Genomic DNA, 16178 nt, shown 5'->3' on the forward strand with positions numbered 1-16178 from the left:
CATGAATAACACCGTTATTGCCTGCGTTGACGGCTCGCCGTCAACCCGGCCGGTCTGTGAGTATGCTGCCTGGGCAGCCGGTAAACTTGGCGCGCCGCTGGCGCTGCTGCACGTGCTCGAAAAGAGTGAGACTCCCGCCGTGTCTGACCTGACCGGGAGCATTGGTATTGACAGCCGGGAGCAGCTGACCGAAGCGCTGGTCCGCGTCGAGGGTGAGCGCAGCCGGCTGCTGATGGCGCAGGGCAAGGCCGTGCTGGCCGGCTGTGCGGAGCTCCTGAAGCAGACCGGACAGCCGGACGCACAGCTGCTGCAAAAGCACGGCGCACTGGACGAAATCCTGGCGGAGCTGGGCGAAGTCCGGCTGATGGTGCTGGGGCGCCGCGGGACGCAGAATCAGGTAGGCAGCCATCTGGAAAGCGTCATTCGCCTGCAGAAAAACCCGGTGCTGATTGTGCCGGAGACGTTTACGCCGCCGGCGCGGGTGATGTTTGCGTACGACGGCAGCAGTGAGAGCCGTAAAAACCTGACGCGCCTGACGGTCAGCCCGCTGCTGCACGGCCTGAGCTGTCATATCGTGATGGTCAACGGTGACATGTCAGCCCTGCAGGATGCGCAGGCTGTTCTTCAGGAAGCCGGTATCACGACCGAGACACGCCTGCTGGAAGACGAGTCCGTAACCGGGGCGCTGTGCCGCTACGCGGACGCCCATGATATCGACCTCACGGTAATGGGGGCCTGCGGGCACTCCCGGTTACGGCGATTCTTTATTGGCAGCCACACCACGGAAATGCTGTCTGAAAGCCGTCAGCCCCTGCTGATGCTGCGATGAAACAGGCGGGCCTGATATCAGGCCCGCCTTCACAGGGGAAAGAGGATGACGGGTATGAAGGTAAAGGCGCGTTATTGCGGCGCATCCGTCCTGATACCGGTGGCCAGCAGGCTGGCGCCAAGAATGTAGACCAGGCAGAACAGGGCCTGAAGATGCAGGGTGACATGGTTATCTATCAGCACGCCCATGATTACCGGGGATGCCCCGCTGGCAATCACCGTCCCTGCCTCAACCGCCGAGCGCACCCTGGCCAGCTGCGCCGGACCAAACAGCTGTACCCAGAGCGCGGTGGCAAGCGTTGAGGCAATGGCCGACGATACGCCGGTCATAATCAGGTAAAAAGGCGTCACCCACTGACCGTTGCTGAGCCATAGCGCCAGCATGGCCAGGGCCTGTGGCATCAGAAACCACGGCAGCAGCCTGCGTGGTGAGAGCCGGTCAATCAGCGGGCCAAACGACAGCAGCGATACCGCCTGGGTAATGGCATAGGCAATAAACCATACCGCCACCCACGACAGCTCCCAGCCTTTCTCCTGTGCCAGCCTCGCCTGGTGGAAGAAGAAGCCGGTGGTGATAAAGGGGGAGGCCAGCACGACAGGCAGCGTCAGCAGCAGGTTGCGGTTTCGCCATACCGGCGCCTCTTTTTCTTTCTCCTCACCCCGCTTTCTGAACGTACGCAGCGGCTTCTCTTTCCCGCGGGGCAAAAACATCAGCGCGACCCCCACGCCGGCAACAAGCATTCCGGCATTGATGCCCCAGGCAGCGCGCCATCCCGTCAGCGCGCTTATCTGCACCGCAATCACAGGAAAAACGGCCTGCGCCAGCGAGAGCCCCAGCGCGATGGCGCCGAGCGCCTTGCCTGCATCAAGGGGGAACTGGCGCGCCGTTGCGGTCAGCGCAGTATGCACCATCAGTCCCTGGCCGCCGAGGCGCAGAAAGTAAAACCCGATGCACAGCATCCACGCCGCCTGTGCGCCGGAAACCAGCAGGCAGGCCGTGAGCAGCAAAAGGGTGACCGCCAGCGTGAAGCGGCGGGTCGTGGTGTAGTCAATCAGCCGTCCGGCCCAGGTCAGCGTGATGGCGCTCATCACCGTTCCGATTGCGTACAGGCCGCCCAGTCCGCCGTCGGTGAGCCCAAAGGCCTCACGAAAATCCTGCCCGTAAAGTGAGACAAAATAGGTCTGTCCAAAGCTGGACATGGCCATCAGCATCGCACCGAACGTAAGGTGAGAGGCGTGATGAAACATAAACCGAAAAAGCTGACGCATGAATATCCCTGAAGGCGGGCTGCAGCCCGCCGATTAATCACGACGTGTCCGTACCGGCTGCTGCGGACACGGCGCCTGCGTCCCTGAAGCAGGTACACGCGGGTTCACCGTGAAAGGTGGCAGTCCCGTAACGGATATGAGAGAACGGTACCCGGCGCGGACTGGCTGTCGCGGCAGGCTCTCTGATAAAGGACGGGCGAAGAGAAACTCAGGGTGGCGTAATGTGCATGACTCACAGTCAGATATAAAATGCTGCCGAAACGATAATTTTTAATGCTCTTCAGGTCAAGCCTGAAAACGGGCTCCTCATGCCCGCCGCAGGGGGAGTCGCACAAAAACAGTGGATAGCCGCTTGATTAACGCCCGTGACCGGGCCAGAATTGCGGCGAGGTGATGGCGTTCCACCTTACCCAACCGCTTCCCCTGAGAAGCTGATGACGCCTGATATTACTCCCCTTTAACCGGGAGTATGTCAGGCCGCCCCGTATCATCAGCCTGCATACTCCCTCTGACACAGAGGTAAACCCCGTGAAATCTTATCTGGCCATTATCATTGGTGGATCCGCTGGCTGCCTGATCCGCTGGCTGCTTGGCGCACGCCTGAACAGCCTGTTTCCTGACCTGCCACCGGGCACGCTGGTAGTGAACCTTGCGGGCGGATTTATCATTGGTGCGTCGCTGGCCTGGTTCATGCGCCATCCTGACCTGGATCCGGCCTGGCGATTACTTGTTATCACCGGGCTGTGCGGTGGGCTGACCACGTTTTCCACGTTTTCCCTGGAAATATTCTCACAGCTGCAGTCCGGTAATTATTTCTGGGCGTTTACTTCACTGCTGGTACACGTAACCGGCTCCATTCTGATGACTGCCCTGGGTTTTTTTGTCGTCACATGGCTGCTGTGAGCGTGTGGCTGATGACGGATAAAAATGCCCCTGCCTGCGGCAGCTTTACAGGGCTTTACCTCTTCCGCCTGAAGCGGGCCGGACGTTATGATAAAATTAACGTCACGCTAATTCGTTAATTTATCAGCAATTAATTATCGTATTTTTTATATCTTCAGCGTAGCTCAGCCGGCTTATCCTCTGATAACCAGCGGTTGTATATCAGGGGAAGGCCTGTTTTTTTTGAATAAAGGGAGGGAGTGTGTCAGAAATCCCAGACAGAAATAAAAAGAGGATGTCAGAAGTGCCATCTGCATTTTTCAGCTCGCCCGCAGCCGGCGGCATCGTGCTCATCATCGCCTCAGCAGCCGCTATCATCGTGGCTAACTCTCCGCTCAGGGAGGGATATGAGGTATTCCTGAAATACAACGCCGCCGGCCTCTCCGTTGAGCACTGGATAAACGACGCCCTGATGGCCGTGTTCTTCATGATGGTCGGCCTGGAAATCAAGCGCGAGCTTCTCACCGGTCAGCTTGCCACCTGGGGCCAGCGCGCGCTGCCGGGATTTGCCGCGCTGGGCGGGATGGCCGTGCCTGCGGCCATTTACGTATGGTTTAATGCGGGCAGCGATGAAACCCTCGCTGGCTGGGCAATTCCTGCCGCCACGGACATTGCCTTTGCGCTCGGGGTACTGGCACTGCTGGGCAGTCGCGTACCTGCCTCGCTGAAAATTTTCCTGTCGGCGCTGGCTATTCTGGACGACATGGGCGCAGTGGCTATTATTGCGCTCTTCTATACCAGTAATATTTCGTTTCTGATGCTGGCCGGTGCGGCGGTCACGGTTGCTCTGCTGTTTATCATGAACCGTGCCGGGATTACCCGGCTGTTTCCCTATCTGCTGGCGGGGGGCGTGCTGTGGTTTTTCATGCTTCAGTCCGGGGTGCACGCCACCATCGCGGGTATCCTGCTGGCGCTCTTTATCCCGCTGCGGGTAACCGATCCGGATAAACAATCCCCTCTTGCCCGGCTGGAGCACGGCATCAATCCGTGGGTGACGTTTCTGATACTGCCGCTGTTTGGCTTCGCAAATGCGGGGGTCGCGCTCTCCGGTATGACGGCTGATGACCTGATGTCGCCGGTACCGGTCGGCGTTGCGCTGGGCCTGTTTGTTGGCAAGCAGGCGGGCATTTTCGGCCTGTCGCTGCTGGCCGTCAGCCTGGGCCTGGCAAAACGGCCTGAAAAAAGTACCTGGCTGCAGGTTTACGGCGTATCGGTCCTGTGCGGAATAGGGTTTACCATGAGCCTGTTTATCGGCAACCTGGCGTTTGCAGAAAGCCCCCTGTTGGTGGACGAGGTCAAGGTGGGGGTACTTGCCGGCTCTGTACTGGCAGCACTGGCGGGTATGCTGATACTGCGCTTTTCTCCTTCGCATCCTTCCCGGTAACGCATTCGGGTCCGGAAAATCCCCGTGATGACGGGGATTTTTATTTCCCTGCAAACTTATTAATCAACAGGGCCACCTTCATTACCGTCGGCATTTATTCAGGTGCTTATCATCACACTGGTGCCCGCATTTATAGTTTGCCGAAAAAATTCGCACCGTTAATCATGCAGGTACAAACAAAAAGCAGTCTTTTTGTCAATCATGGCAACTTTTCCTGGCCGCCCCCGGTTATGTCGGTTCTCTCGCCTGTTATTAATGTAGCGGGTAATGTCCCATTTCAAAAAGGGGAAAGGGAGAGGCATGCTGATGTCTAAAATCAGAATGCCCCCGGAGTTCTGTTTATGGATGAGAACCTACAGCTGCTTGTGTCCTGCCAGAATTTTCAGGCCAATGATACCCGCCAGAATCAGTCCGAAACAGGCAATGCGTAACAGGCCCTTATCTTCATTTAAGTAAATTATTCCGTACGCTGCTGTCCCTAAAGCACCAATCCCGACCCAGACCGCATAAGCGGTTCCTACAGGAATAGTCCGTGTTGCCAGGGACAAAAAGTACATGCTCACACCGATAAATGTCAGGCAAAAAATACTGGGGTAGATCCGGGTAAATCCCTCAGTCCGGAGCATTGACGCGGCATAAAAGACTTCGGCTATGCCGGCAATCACCAGATACATCCATCCATTCATAAAACTCCTTTAACGGCTCATCAAAACCAGCAATATTGTGGGCAATGTTAACTCTGTTTTTAAGCAGGGGATCATCAGCATCAACCGCGAAACCCTTTCCGGCACAGGAAAAAATCGCTGCCTGCGTCGGGTTAACTGCCTGGGCCCAGTTTTTTTAACCTGAAATAGGTGGCCCTGGATATGCCGGTTTTCTCCATCACCAGTTTAATGGGCGTTTCGTGCCGGATAAGCTCCAGTGCGGCGGCCGATTTGTGATGAGGTTTCCGTCCAAACCTGACGCCTGCCGCCATGGCGATGACCCGGCCTTCGTTTGTGCGCTCCAGGATCCGCTCCCGCTCAGCTTCAGCAACGGCAGCAAGGATCTGAATGACCATTTTACCCATCGTGCCTTCAGTACTCAGTCCATTCTCCAGAAACCGGATGGCTATTCCCTTTTTATAGCAGGCATCAACAATGTGGATCATATCCGCTGTGTTGCGGCCAAGCCGGTCCATTTTGGTACACATGATAATGTCATCTTTTTCGGCACGGGCAAGCAGCCGTTGTAACCCTTCACGTTCGTCCGTGGCGCCCGACATCATGTCAGTAAAAATCCGGTCATCTCTGACGCCTGAAGATTTCAGCTCCATGATCTGCGCCGTCAGTTTCTGATGGCTCGTTGATACCCTTGCATATCCCAGTAATGCCATATTGGTCTCACAAATCGATACTGATACTGCGTAGTATCATAAAGCATAAAACACGATTTTTGATACTCATGTAAGCACGCACTTTAAAAGGTCTCAAAACTTATAATATTTGAGACGGTTAAAAAAAGGACAGAACTCCCGTTTACGAAAGGATGCGCAATGAGTGATGACTTTCTTACCAGCGAACAGACAGAAAACTACGGTCGCTATGTGGCAGACCCAAATGAGGTTCAGCTGGCTCGGTATTTTCATCTGGATGAGCGTGACCTTGCTTTTATTAATCAGCGACGGGGAAAACATAACCGGCTGGGGATTGCACTTCAGCTGACTACGGCGCGCTTTCTGGGAACGTTTCTTCCTGATCCCCTTCAAATTCCCTCATTCATCCGTTTTTACATTGCGGCACAGTTGAACATCAGCCGACCAGAGATCCTTTCCCGGTATGCTGAAAGAGAAAATACCCGCTGGGAGCATCAGGGGCTTATCAAGCTCTATTATGATTATCATGATTTTGGTGATTTCCCCTGGACATTCAGACTGAAGCGTTTGCTCTATACTCGCGCCTGGCTCAGCAATGAGCGTCCAGGTCTGCTGTTTGATTTTGCTACCGCATGGTTGCTGCAAAATAAGATCCTGCTACCCGCAGCCTCGACTCTGACAAGGCTGATTGGCGAAGTACGCGAACGGGCAAGTCGACGATTATGGCGAAGGCTGGCTTTGTTGCCTGACAGCTGGCAGAAAACACAACTGGACGGTTTACTTGAAATACCTGAAGGGCAGCGTATATCGGTGCTGGAGGAGATGCGAAAAGGTCCTGTCACTATCAGTGGGCCGTCATTTACAGACGCCCTGGAGCGATATACCCGACTGCGTAGCATGGAGTTTTCCCGGTTGAATTTCTCCGGTCTGCCTGCCATCCAGCTGCGGAATTTGGCCCGTTATGCCGGAATGGCTTCGGTGAAATACATTTCAAGAATGCCTGACGAACGGCGACTGGCCGTGCTTACTGCGTTTGTGAAAGCACAGGAAATTTCGGCGCTTGACGAGGCCGTGGATGTGCTGGATATGCTTATTCTGGATATCACGCGTTCTGCAAAAAATATCGGGCAGAAAAAGCGGCTCAGGACCCTGAAAGATCTTGATCGTGCCGCGCTATTACTGGCACGGGCATGCACGTTATTACTTGATGAGAACACCGATGAAGCAGCTCTGCGGCAGGCTATTTTTCGCCGCATACCAAAGGACAAACTGGCTGAATCCGTCGGCAAGGTAAATGAGCTGGCGCGCCCGCAAGATACTCAGTTTCAGGATGAAATGGTGGAACAATATGGACGGGTGAAGCGTTTCCTGTCCGCGATGTTGCGTGACTTACACTTTCAGGCCGCCCCGGCCGGGGAGCTCACGTTGTCAGCAATCCATTATCTGGCCGAACTGAGTGGCTCAAAAAAGCGAATTCTCGACGATGCACCAGAGCAAATCATTTCCGGCCCATGGAAACGTCTGGTCTACGACAGAGATGGTAGGATTCTACGAGCGGGTTACTCGCTGTGTCTTCTCGAGCGCCTTCAAGATTCTTTGCGCCGTCGTGATCTCTGGCTGGAGAACAGTGATCGGTGGGGGGACCCGCGTCAAAAATTGCTTCAGGGAGCTGAATGGCAGGCACAACGCATCCCGGTATGTCGGGCGCTGGGTCATCCATCAGACGGAACTAAAGCAGCAGAACAACTGGCTACGCGGCTTGATGACACATGGAAATCAGTGGCTTCACGTTTTGCCTGCAACGCAGCGGTCAGCATAAGCAATGAAGGTAAGCATCCCTCACTGACGATTAGCAGTCTGGATAAACTGGATGAGCCACCGGCACTGATACAATTGAATCGTCGGGTAAGAGAATTGATCCCTCCGGTTGATCTGACGGAGCTGTTGCTTGAAATAGATGCCCGAACCGGTTTTACCCGCGAATTCAGCCACGTCAGTGAATCAGGTGCTCGGGCGCAGGATCTCCAGGTCAGTCTGTGCGCAACACTGCTGGCAGAAGCCTGCAATATAGGGCATGAACCCCTGATAAAGCATAATATTCCCGCGCTTACTCGCCATCGTCTGAGCTGGGTTAAACAAAATTATCTCAGGGCAGAAACGCTGGTCACCGCTAATGCACGGCTGGTTGATTTTCAGTCCACGCTGCCGCTCGCGGGGTACTGGGGAGGTGGTGAGGTTGCCTCCGCAGATGGTATGCGTTTTGTCACACCGGTTAAAACGGTTAATTCCGGACCAAATCGTAAATACTTTGGTTCAGGACGCGGTATCACCTGGTACAACTTCGTCTCCGATCAATACTCCGGTTTCCATGGCATTGTAGTTCCCGGGACGCTTCGTGATTCCATCTTTGTACTGGAAGGGCTTCTGGAGCAGCAGACCGGGCTGAATCCGGTAGAAATTATGACGGACACGGCAGGATCCAGCGATATCATTTTTGGCCTGTTCTGGTTACTGGGCTACCAGTTTTCCCCTCGTCTGGCCGATGCAGGCGGGGCGATATTCTGGCGGGCAGATAAAACGGCACATTATGGTGCCCTGAATGAGCTGGCCCGGGGATGTGTTGAACTGTCAAAAATAGAATCCCAATGGGATGAAATGATGCGAATGGCGGGCTCACTGAAGCTTGGGACCATCCATGCATCAGAGCTTATTCGTTCACTGTTGAGAAGTAGCCGACCATCTGGTCTGGCTCAGGCGATTATGGAAGTGGGCCGGGTCAACAAGACGTTGTATCTTCTCAACTATATCGATGATGAGGATTACCGGCGTCGGATCCTCACTCAGCTCAACCGGGGAGAAGGACGCCATGCAGTGGCTCGAGCCATTTGCTACGGACAACGTGGTGAGATTAGAAAACGCTACCGTGAAGGGCAGGAAGATCAACTCGGTGCTCTGGGTCTGGTGACCAATGCGGTTGTGCTGTGGAATACACTTTACATGCAGGAGGCGTTGTCACATCTTCGCAAATCGGGGGAAACACCTGAAGAGGAGCATCTGGCAAGATTATCGCCGCTGATACATGGCCATATAAATATGCTGGGACATTATACGTTTTCGTTACCGGAAGATATTCTGAAGGGCGAGTTAAGACCATTAAATTTGAATACAAACAATGAATTAACCTCTTAGCGTGGTTTTTTACATCATTGGACCTCGAACCCCGCTATCAGCCTATAAAATTTGATTGATTACTTCAATAGTTCTTGTAGCATTGAATTATGAAAAAAGATACCGCAACTCAAGTTTTTGAATCTCTGGCTTCTGGCATCCGGCTGGATGTCTATCGCTTGCTGGTGAAAGCCGGACCACAGGGGATGGTAGCGGGGCAAATTGCCTCAAGCCTTGCCATTGTTCCAAATAAATTGTCCTTTCATCTCAAGGCTATGACCCATGCCGAATTGCTCTCGGTTGAGCAGGAAGGACGCTTCCAGCGTTATCGGGCCAACATTCCCTTGATGCTGGAGTTGATAACTTTCCTGACTGAAGAGTGTTGTTCTGGCCATCCGGAAAAATGTATATCCCTGTACTCCAATCCCAGTTGCTCATCAACAGAGCCACTTTCACCCACCTGGATAAAATGTGAGGACTAGTTGAATGAACGTTTTGTTTCTGTGTACCGGTAACTCTTGTCGATCCATTCTCGCCGAAGCGACATTCAATCATCTGGCACCAGAAGGTTGGCATGGCATGAGTGCCGGAAGTCATCCGACAGGTCAGGTGCATCCCCGCTCCCTTGCTTTACTGGCTCGTGAAGGTATCGCCACTGAAGGTTATTACAGCAAGTCGTGGGAGAACCTACCCCTGGAACCGGATATCGTCGTCAGCGTCTGTGGCAATGCTGCCAATGAAACCTGTCCGGCCTATTTGGGTCCCGTGTTGCGAACCCATTGGGGAGTTGAGGATCCTGCTCATGTCGCAGGGACGGATGAGGAGATCGATGCGGCATTTGTTACGGCATATACCATTCTGCGTACGCGTATTGAGGCATTTTTTGCGCTTCCATTGGAAAAATTGCAGCAGGATAAAACCATGTTGAAAGCTGAACTGGACCGTATCGGCAATCTGTTGGGTTAGGTTTTTAGTCTGTTTATTTAGCTTATTAGGAGTGAAAACAAGTACATGAGCAAGTTATATCATGCACTAATACCTGGTCATATTTACTGTGGCGGCGCTAATGATATCCAGCAGATGGTGGACGAAGATGGCATCGACGTGGTGGTTGATTTACGTGCCGAAGCGACGGGCTGTGCTACACATCACCCAGAGGTGCAGTGGGTACATATTCCATTGAGCGATCATGCCGAAGAACCTGAGGAACAACTGTTCCGTGATGCAATACTCGCGGTAGTAGATGCCTATCAAAATGGTCATAAAGTGGCATTTCATTGTGGCGCAGGCAGGGGACGGACGGGAACTGTTGCAGCAGGTGTCTTGCTGGAATTAAAAATCAGCAAAACCGTACCGGAAGCGGTTGAGCGGGCTAAATCTATTCGTCCGGTATTCAACATCAAGCCAATTCAGTATCAGGCGTTAGGTCTCCTCTACCCTGAACCTGATTAAACACAGAAGTCCAGCTTCTCACCACTTTGGAGTAAGCACCCAAAGTGGAGTTGCTTAAAATTGTGGCTGTCATGATTGAGCGTTTCAATCTGGCGCAATAACTTACAGGATTGACCTGACAAGCTATCCGGCAGGAGATTAAGATGCAGAATCAACCATTCAACGTGCTGTTTCTTTGTACAGGCAATTCAACAAGAAGCATTATGGCTGAAGTGCTCATGAATCAGATGGGGCAAGGTAATTTTAAAGCTTACAGCGCTGGCACTCATCCTCGTGGAGAGCTGCATCCGATGACGACACTTTTCTTGCAGCAACATCAGATAGATACTTCAACGCTTTCCAGTAAAAGTTGGCTCTTATTTGCAGAAGTCCATGCTCCTAAAATGGACTTCATTTTTACTGTCTGCGATCAGGCAGCAGGAGAATCCTGCCCGGCCTGGCCTGGGCAACCGATTACTGCCCATTGGGGATTTTCCGATCCGGCCTTGTTTAAGGGGACTGAAGAGCAGAAGTTGAAAGAATTCAGCCGAATATACAAAGAAATTAGCAACCGGATTCGAATTTTTATGAGCCTGCCGTTTCATAAACTGGATCGTATGTCTCTTCAGCAAGAACTGAATCGTATTGGTAAGTAAACAGCCTTGCTAACATGTTTTATTTGGCATGATTATTCATTTTCATATATGAAAATTCAAATATATCTTTGACATTCCGCTGTCACAGAGAGACACTACCAGATAAAAGCAGGAGGGCTTATGCCGCAATTATCATCCATACAACTCTTCAAAAACCTGTCTGATGAAACGCGTCTGGGCATCGTTCTCTTGCTCAGAGAGATGGGGGAACTATGCGTATGTGATTTGTGTACGGCACTGGAGCAATCACAACCTAAAATATCCCGCCATCTGGCAATGCTGCGGGAAAGTGGGATTTTACTGGATCGTAAGCAGGGAAAATGGGTTAACTACCGCTTATCTCCACATATCCCCTCATGGGCCGCTCAGATTGTCGAGCAGGCTTGGCTAAGCCAGCAAGGCGACGTTCAGGCCATTGCCCGTAAGCTGGTGTCAGCCAACTGCTCTGGCAGCGGTAAAGCTGTCTGCATCTAAAAATTTTGCTTGTACACATATGTTTTTACGAATGTGAGGTATTGAGAATGAAAACGTTAACAGTGTTCGACCCGGCGATGTGTTGCAGTACCGGTGTTTGTGGCTCAGATGTCGACCAGGTACTGGTTGATTTTTCTGCTGATGTGCAATGGCTGAAAGAGCGAGGGGTTCAGATCGAGCGTTTCAACCTGGCGCAACAGCCGATGAGCTTCGTTGAGAACGAAAAAGTGAAAGCATTCCTCGAAGTATCAGGGGCTGAAGGGCTTCCGCTGCTGTTGCTGGATGGCGAAACGGTGATGGCAGGACGTTATCCCAGACGTGCTGAACTGGCTCGCTGGTTTGGCATTCCGCTGGAGAAAGTAGGCTTAGCACCAACAAGTTGCTGTGGTGGTAAGACTTCCTGTTGCTGAATATGTCAGGAGGACATATGAATTTTTTACAGAATATCCCGCCTTATCTGTTTTTTACCGGTAAAGGTGGTGTAGGTAAAACCTCTATTTCCTGCGCCACGGCTATACGCCTGGCTGAGCTGGGCAAACGTGTTTTGCTTGTCAGTACTGACCCGGCTTCAAACGTAGGCCAGGTCTTTGACCAGACGATTGGCAATACCATTTTGCCAGTGGCCTCCGTACCAGGGTTGTCAGCTCTGGAGATTGACCCGCAAGATGCGGCACAGCAATACCGGGCCAGAATCGTTGATCCTATTAAAGGTCTTTTGCCTGATGACGTTGTTAATGGTATCAACGAACAACTCTCGGGCGCATGCACGACAGAGATTGCTGCGTTCGATGAATTCACAGGCTTGTTGACGGATGCTTCTCTGCTGACCCGCTTCGATCACATCATTTTTGATACCGCCCCGACGGGTCACACTATTCGTCTTCTCCAGCTTCCTGGCGCCTGGAGTAGCTTCATTGAAAGTAACCCGGAAGGCGCTTCCTGCCTCGGCCCGATGGCGGGGCTGGAAAAGCAACGTGAGCAATATGCTCATGCGGTTGAAGCATTGTCTGACCCCGAACGTACGCGCCTGGTACTGGTCGCGAGACTGCAAAAATCAACACTGCAGGAAGTCGCCCGCACTCATGACGAATTATCAGCCATTGGCCTGAAAAATCAGTACCTGGTCATTAATGGTGTCCTGCCTGCGAGCGAAGCAGAACGTGACTCACTGGCCGCTGCAATATGGCAACGGGAGCAAGAGGCGCTGGCAAATCTTCCCGTGGGGTTATCTGACTTGCCGACAGACACACTGTTCCTTCAGCCACTGAATATGGTTGGTGTTTCCGCATTGAAAGGCCTGCTCAACGAACACGCGGAGATAGCATCGCTTCCTGAACAAAGTATACAAAACAAGCCAGAGAATATGTCGCTTTCTGGCCTGGTCGATGATATCGCCCGCAGTGAACACGGTTTGATTATGCTGATGGGCAAAGGTGGCGTGGGTAAAACCACAATGGCTGCGGCCATCGCTGTCAGGCTGGCGGACATGGGATTTGATGTCCATCTCACCACTTCGGATCCTGCCGCGCACCTGAGCACAACGCTGAACGGTAGCCTCAATAATCTGCAGGTTAGCCGAATCAACCCTCATGATGAAACCGAACGCTATCGCCAGCATATTCTGGAGACGAAGGGCCGGGATTTGGATGAAGCGGGGAAACGGCTGCTGGAAGAGGATTTACGTTCACCTTGCACTGAAGAGATTGCGGTGTTCCAGGCGTTCTCACGTGTCATCCGTGAAGCCGGCAAACGGTTTGTGGTCATGGATACGGCACCTACCGGGCATACGCTATTACTGCTTGATGCTACCGGGGCTTATCACCGTGAGATTGCTAAGAAGATGGGGGATAAAGGTCATTTTACCACTCCGATGATGCAGCTTCAGGACCCGGAACGTACCAAAGTTCTGCTGGTCACTCTGCCTGAAACCACACCAGTACTGGAGGCGGCAAACCTGCAGGCCGATCTTGAACGCGCAGGAATTCATCCCTGGGGCTGGATTATCAATAATAGTCTTTCCACTGCTGAGACGCGTTCACCACTACTTTGTCAGCGTGCTCAACAAGAGCTGCCTCAGATCGAAGCCGTGCAGAGCACACATGCCAAACGTGTCGCGTTAGTACCCGTGCTGGCATCAGAACCCACTGGCATCGAAAAACTCAGAGAGCTGGCTGTTTAATTTTTGTGTATACAGGGCGGCCGAGCCGCCCTGTCTGGAGGATTTATGTTACTGGCAGCCGCTATTTTTGTCCTGACCATCGTGTTGGTTATCTGGCAGCCGAAAGGATTAGGGATCGGCTGGAGTGCGACGCTGGGCGCGGTACTGGCGTTGATTTCTGGTGTTGTGCATTTAGGCGATATCCCTGTTGTCTGGAATATCGTCTGGAACGCTACAGCAACGTTTATTGCCGTGATTATTATCAGTCTGTTGCTCGATGAATCGGGCTTTTTCGAATGGGCGGCGCTGCACGTTTCACGTTGGGGCAATGGTCGTGGGCGTTTGCTGTTTACCTATATTGTTTTGCTCGGTGCAGCGGTGGCGGCACTGTTTGCTAATGATGGTGCAGCATTGATTCTGACGCCGATCGTGATCGCCATGTTGCTGGCATTAGGTTTCAGTAAAGGCACTACGCTGGCATTCGTGATGGCTGCCGGGTTTATTGCCGATACGGCCAGTCTGCCGCTTATCGTATCGAACCTGGTTAACATCGTTTCTGCTGACTTCTTTGGACTGGGCTTCACGGAGTATGCGTCGGTCATGGTGCCGGTGGATATCGCCGCCATTATCGCCACGCTGGTGATGCTGCATCTGTTTTTCCGTAAAGATATCCCGCCAACTTATGACCTGGCTCTTCTGAAAGCACCGGCAAAAGCGATTAAAGATCTGGCAACCTTCAGAACCGGCTGGATAGTGTTGATCCTTCTTCTGGTTGGCTTTTTCGTCCTTGAGCCGCTCGGTATTCCGGTCAGCGCGATTGCGGCTGTTGGCGCTGCCATCCTGTTTGTGGTGGCGAAACGAGGCCATGCCATTAACACCGGCAAAGTGCTGCGCGGTGCACCCTGGCAGATCGTCATCTTCTCACTGGGGATGTATCTGGTGGTCTATGGCCTGCGTAACGCCGGGCTAACGGAATACCTCTCCGGTGTGCTGAACGTGCTGGCAGATAAAGGCCTGTGGGCCGCGACGTTTGGTACTGGCTTCCTGACGGCTTTCCTGTCTTCCATCATGAACAACATGCCTACCGTGCTGGTTGGCGCGCTCTCTATTGATGGCAGCACCGCAACAGGCGTTATCAAAGAGGCGATGATTTATGCCAACGTGATTGGCTGCGATCTTGGGCCGAAAATTACACCTATTGGTAGCCTGGCAACGCTGCTCTGGCTGCATGTTCTGTCACAGAAGAACATGACCATCACCTGGGGATACTATTTCCGCACCGGGATCGTCATGACTCTGCCTGTGTTGTTTGTAACGCTGGCCGCGCTGGCGCTACGTCTCTCTGTCACTTTGTAATGAGATACTGAAATGAGCAACATCACCATTTATCACAACCCAGCCTGCGGCACATCGCGTAACACGCTGGAGATGATCCGCAACAGCGGTACTGAGCCGACCGTTATTCTTTACCTTGAGACTCCTCCTTCACGCGATGAGCTGGTCAAACTCATTGCCGATATGGGTATTGCAGTCCGGGCTTTGCTGCGTAAAAATGTCGAGCCTTATGAGGAACTGGGTCTTGCAGAAGATAAATTTACGGACGATCAGCTCATCGATTTTATGCTGCAACACCCGATCCTGATTAACCGCCCAATAGTGGTGACGCCGCTGGGAACTAAACTGTGCCGTCCTTCCGAGGTGGTTCTGGATATCCTTCCAGATGCTCAGAAAGCGGCTTTCACCAAGGAAGACGGTGAAAAAGTCGTTGATGGTGCAGGTAAACGACTGAAATAAAGATGAAGGGGGCAAATGCCCCCTTTTTACTGCCTCAGAGCATAAGACCTTAATCTTTTGGCTGAGTACTACTCCCTTCACCAAGATTTAGTTGTAGCAAAACCGTGTCCAGCCAGCGGCCATGCTTGAAACCAATGTCCTTCAGTGTGCCTATTTCAGTAAATCCTGCACGGATATGTAACGATACAGAAGCTACGTTTGCACTGTCCCCCACAACAGCAATCATCTGACGATATCCCCGGAACTGGGCCCATTTTAAAGCATGACCAAGCAATGCTTTTCCGACGCCCTGTCGCTGATAAGCCGGATCAATATATATCGAGTTTTCAACCGTAAACCGATAAGCATGGCGTTCGCGGTAACGCGAAATATAACAGTAGCCAATGACGGTATCGCCCAGCAGGGCGACATACCATGGGAATCCCTGAGACTGAACGTTTCTCAGTCGGCTAAGCATCTCTTGTGCGTCCGGGGGGTCGGTTTCGAAGCTACCTGTACCATGCAGGACGTGGTGAGCATAAATATTGCGTATCGCAGTACTATGCTGTTCTTTAGCATTGATAATATGCATCGTATCACTCCAGTAATGATGTTTTACAAACTACCGGAATTCGCGACGGTAGGTTAAACGCTTAAACTTATAACCTGTATAAGGGGTCGCCTCAGAAAACGGAATCTATGGTCACTCCCGTTTTTGCAACACCGATTTTGACGACAAGT

17 protein-coding genes and 1 riboswitch are annotated in these 16178 nt (G+C 52.5%); of the genes, 13 read left to right on the forward strand and 4 right to left on the reverse strand.

Features of this window, described 5'->3' with window-relative positions; genetic code table 11:
- Position 1 precedes the first annotated feature (1 nt).
- Positions 2 to 829: a universal stress protein gene (locus ABLV30_RS13745; RefSeq protein ID WP_004118529.1), complete on the forward strand. Its 828-nt coding sequence runs from the start codon at positions 2 to 4 to the stop codon at positions 827 to 829.
- Positions 830 to 900: 71 nt separating this feature from the next.
- On the opposite strand, the gene ABLV30_RS13750 is transcribed toward ABLV30_RS13745, so the two are convergent.
- Positions 901 to 2097 carry an MFS transporter gene (locus tag ABLV30_RS13750; protein WP_080528076.1) on the reverse strand — a complete coding sequence of 399 codons (1197 nt, stop codon included), beginning with the start codon at positions 2095 to 2097 and terminating at the stop codon, positions 901 to 903.
- Between the two features lie 380 nt (positions 2098 to 2477).
- Positions 2478 to 2548, forward strand: a riboswitch (Fluoride riboswitch).
- Positions 2549 to 2625: 77 nt separating this feature from the next.
- On the opposite strand from ABLV30_RS13750, the gene crcB reads away from it, so the two are divergent.
- Both crcB and nhaA read left to right on the forward strand, forming a co-directional pair.
- Entirely contained in the window at positions 2626 to 3000 is a 375-nt protein-coding gene (gene crcB, locus ABLV30_RS13755) for a fluoride efflux transporter CrcB (RefSeq protein ID WP_004118534.1), read from the forward strand.
- Between the two features lie 274 nt (positions 3001 to 3274).
- A complete protein-coding gene (gene nhaA, locus ABLV30_RS13760; RefSeq protein ID WP_011977829.1) occupies positions 3275 to 4423 on the forward strand; it encodes a Na+/H+ antiporter NhaA in 1149 nt (382 codons plus the stop codon).
- 353 nt (positions 4424 to 4776) lie between these two features.
- On the opposite strand, the gene ABLV30_RS13765 is transcribed toward nhaA, so the two are convergent.
- Positions 4777 to 5109, reverse strand: coding sequence for a multidrug efflux SMR transporter (locus tag ABLV30_RS13765; RefSeq protein ID WP_004118538.1), 333 nt, complete (start codon positions 5107 to 5109; stop codon positions 4777 to 4779).
- Positions 5110 to 5240: 131 nt separating this feature from the next.
- Positions 5241 to 5798, reverse strand: a complete 558-nt coding sequence (locus ABLV30_RS13770) for a recombinase family protein (RefSeq protein ID WP_004118540.1) — start codon at positions 5796 to 5798, stop codon at positions 5241 to 5243.
- Between the two features lie 159 nt (positions 5799 to 5957).
- Between ABLV30_RS13770 and ABLV30_RS13775 the strand changes: the two genes are divergently transcribed.
- The 10 genes from ABLV30_RS13775 (at position 5958) to arsC (ending at position 15458) form a co-directional block, all read left to right on the forward strand.
- A complete protein-coding gene (locus tag ABLV30_RS13775) occupies positions 5958 to 8966 on the forward strand; it encodes a Tn3 family transposase (RefSeq protein WP_016156490.1) in 3009 nt (1002 codons plus the stop codon).
- An 89-nt stretch (positions 8967 to 9055) separates the two neighbouring features.
- A complete protein-coding gene (locus ABLV30_RS13780; RefSeq protein ID WP_032655866.1) occupies positions 9056 to 9427 on the forward strand; it encodes a helix-turn-helix transcriptional regulator in 372 nt (123 codons plus the stop codon).
- A gap of 4 nt (positions 9428 to 9431) precedes the next feature.
- Positions 9432 to 9911, forward strand: a complete 480-nt coding sequence (locus tag ABLV30_RS13785; protein ID WP_032655868.1) for an arsenate reductase ArsC — start codon at positions 9432 to 9434, stop codon at positions 9909 to 9911.
- 45 nt (positions 9912 to 9956) lie between these two features.
- A complete protein-coding gene (locus ABLV30_RS13790; protein WP_032655870.1) occupies positions 9957 to 10397 on the forward strand; it encodes a dual specificity protein phosphatase family protein in 441 nt (146 codons plus the stop codon).
- A 143-nt stretch (positions 10398 to 10540) separates the two neighbouring features.
- On the forward strand, positions 10541 to 11032 hold the full coding sequence (locus ABLV30_RS13795; RefSeq protein ID WP_032655872.1) for an arsenate reductase ArsC: 492 nt from the start codon (positions 10541 to 10543) through the stop codon (positions 11030 to 11032).
- A gap of 120 nt (positions 11033 to 11152) precedes the next feature.
- The gene (gene arsR / locus ABLV30_RS13800; RefSeq protein ID WP_032655874.1) at positions 11153 to 11506 is read left to right on the forward strand and encodes an As(III)-sensing metalloregulatory transcriptional repressor ArsR; all 354 of its coding nucleotides are present in this window, start codon (positions 11153 to 11155) and stop codon (positions 11504 to 11506) included.
- 47 nt (positions 11507 to 11553) lie between these two features.
- Complete coding sequence (gene arsD, locus ABLV30_RS13805; protein ID WP_032655876.1) at positions 11554 to 11916, forward strand: arsenite efflux transporter metallochaperone ArsD; 363 nt, start codon at positions 11554 to 11556, stop codon at positions 11914 to 11916.
- Between the two features lie 17 nt (positions 11917 to 11933).
- Positions 11934 to 13685, forward strand: coding sequence for an arsenite efflux transporter ATPase subunit ArsA (arsA, locus tag ABLV30_RS13810; RefSeq protein WP_032655878.1), 1752 nt, complete (start codon positions 11934 to 11936; stop codon positions 13683 to 13685).
- Positions 13686 to 13730: 45 nt separating this feature from the next.
- A complete protein-coding gene (gene arsB / locus ABLV30_RS13815; RefSeq protein WP_032655881.1) occupies positions 13731 to 15020 on the forward strand; it encodes an arsenite efflux transporter membrane subunit ArsB in 1290 nt (429 codons plus the stop codon).
- Between the two features lie 12 nt (positions 15021 to 15032).
- On the forward strand, positions 15033 to 15458 hold the full coding sequence (gene arsC / locus ABLV30_RS13820) for a glutaredoxin-dependent arsenate reductase (RefSeq protein ID WP_032655882.1): 426 nt from the start codon (positions 15033 to 15035) through the stop codon (positions 15456 to 15458).
- Between the two features lie 49 nt (positions 15459 to 15507).
- On the opposite strand, the gene ABLV30_RS13825 is transcribed toward arsC, so the two are convergent.
- Positions 15508 to 16029 carry a GNAT family N-acetyltransferase gene (locus tag ABLV30_RS13825; RefSeq protein ID WP_032655884.1) on the reverse strand — a complete coding sequence of 174 codons (522 nt, stop codon included), beginning with the start codon at positions 16027 to 16029 and terminating at the stop codon, positions 15508 to 15510.
- Positions 16030 to 16178 lie beyond the last annotated feature (149 nt).

This window comes from Klebsiella sp. CN_Kp113 (assembly GCF_040064585.1).
GTDB lineage: Bacteria > Pseudomonadota > Gammaproteobacteria > Enterobacterales > Enterobacteriaceae > Klebsiella > Klebsiella michiganensis.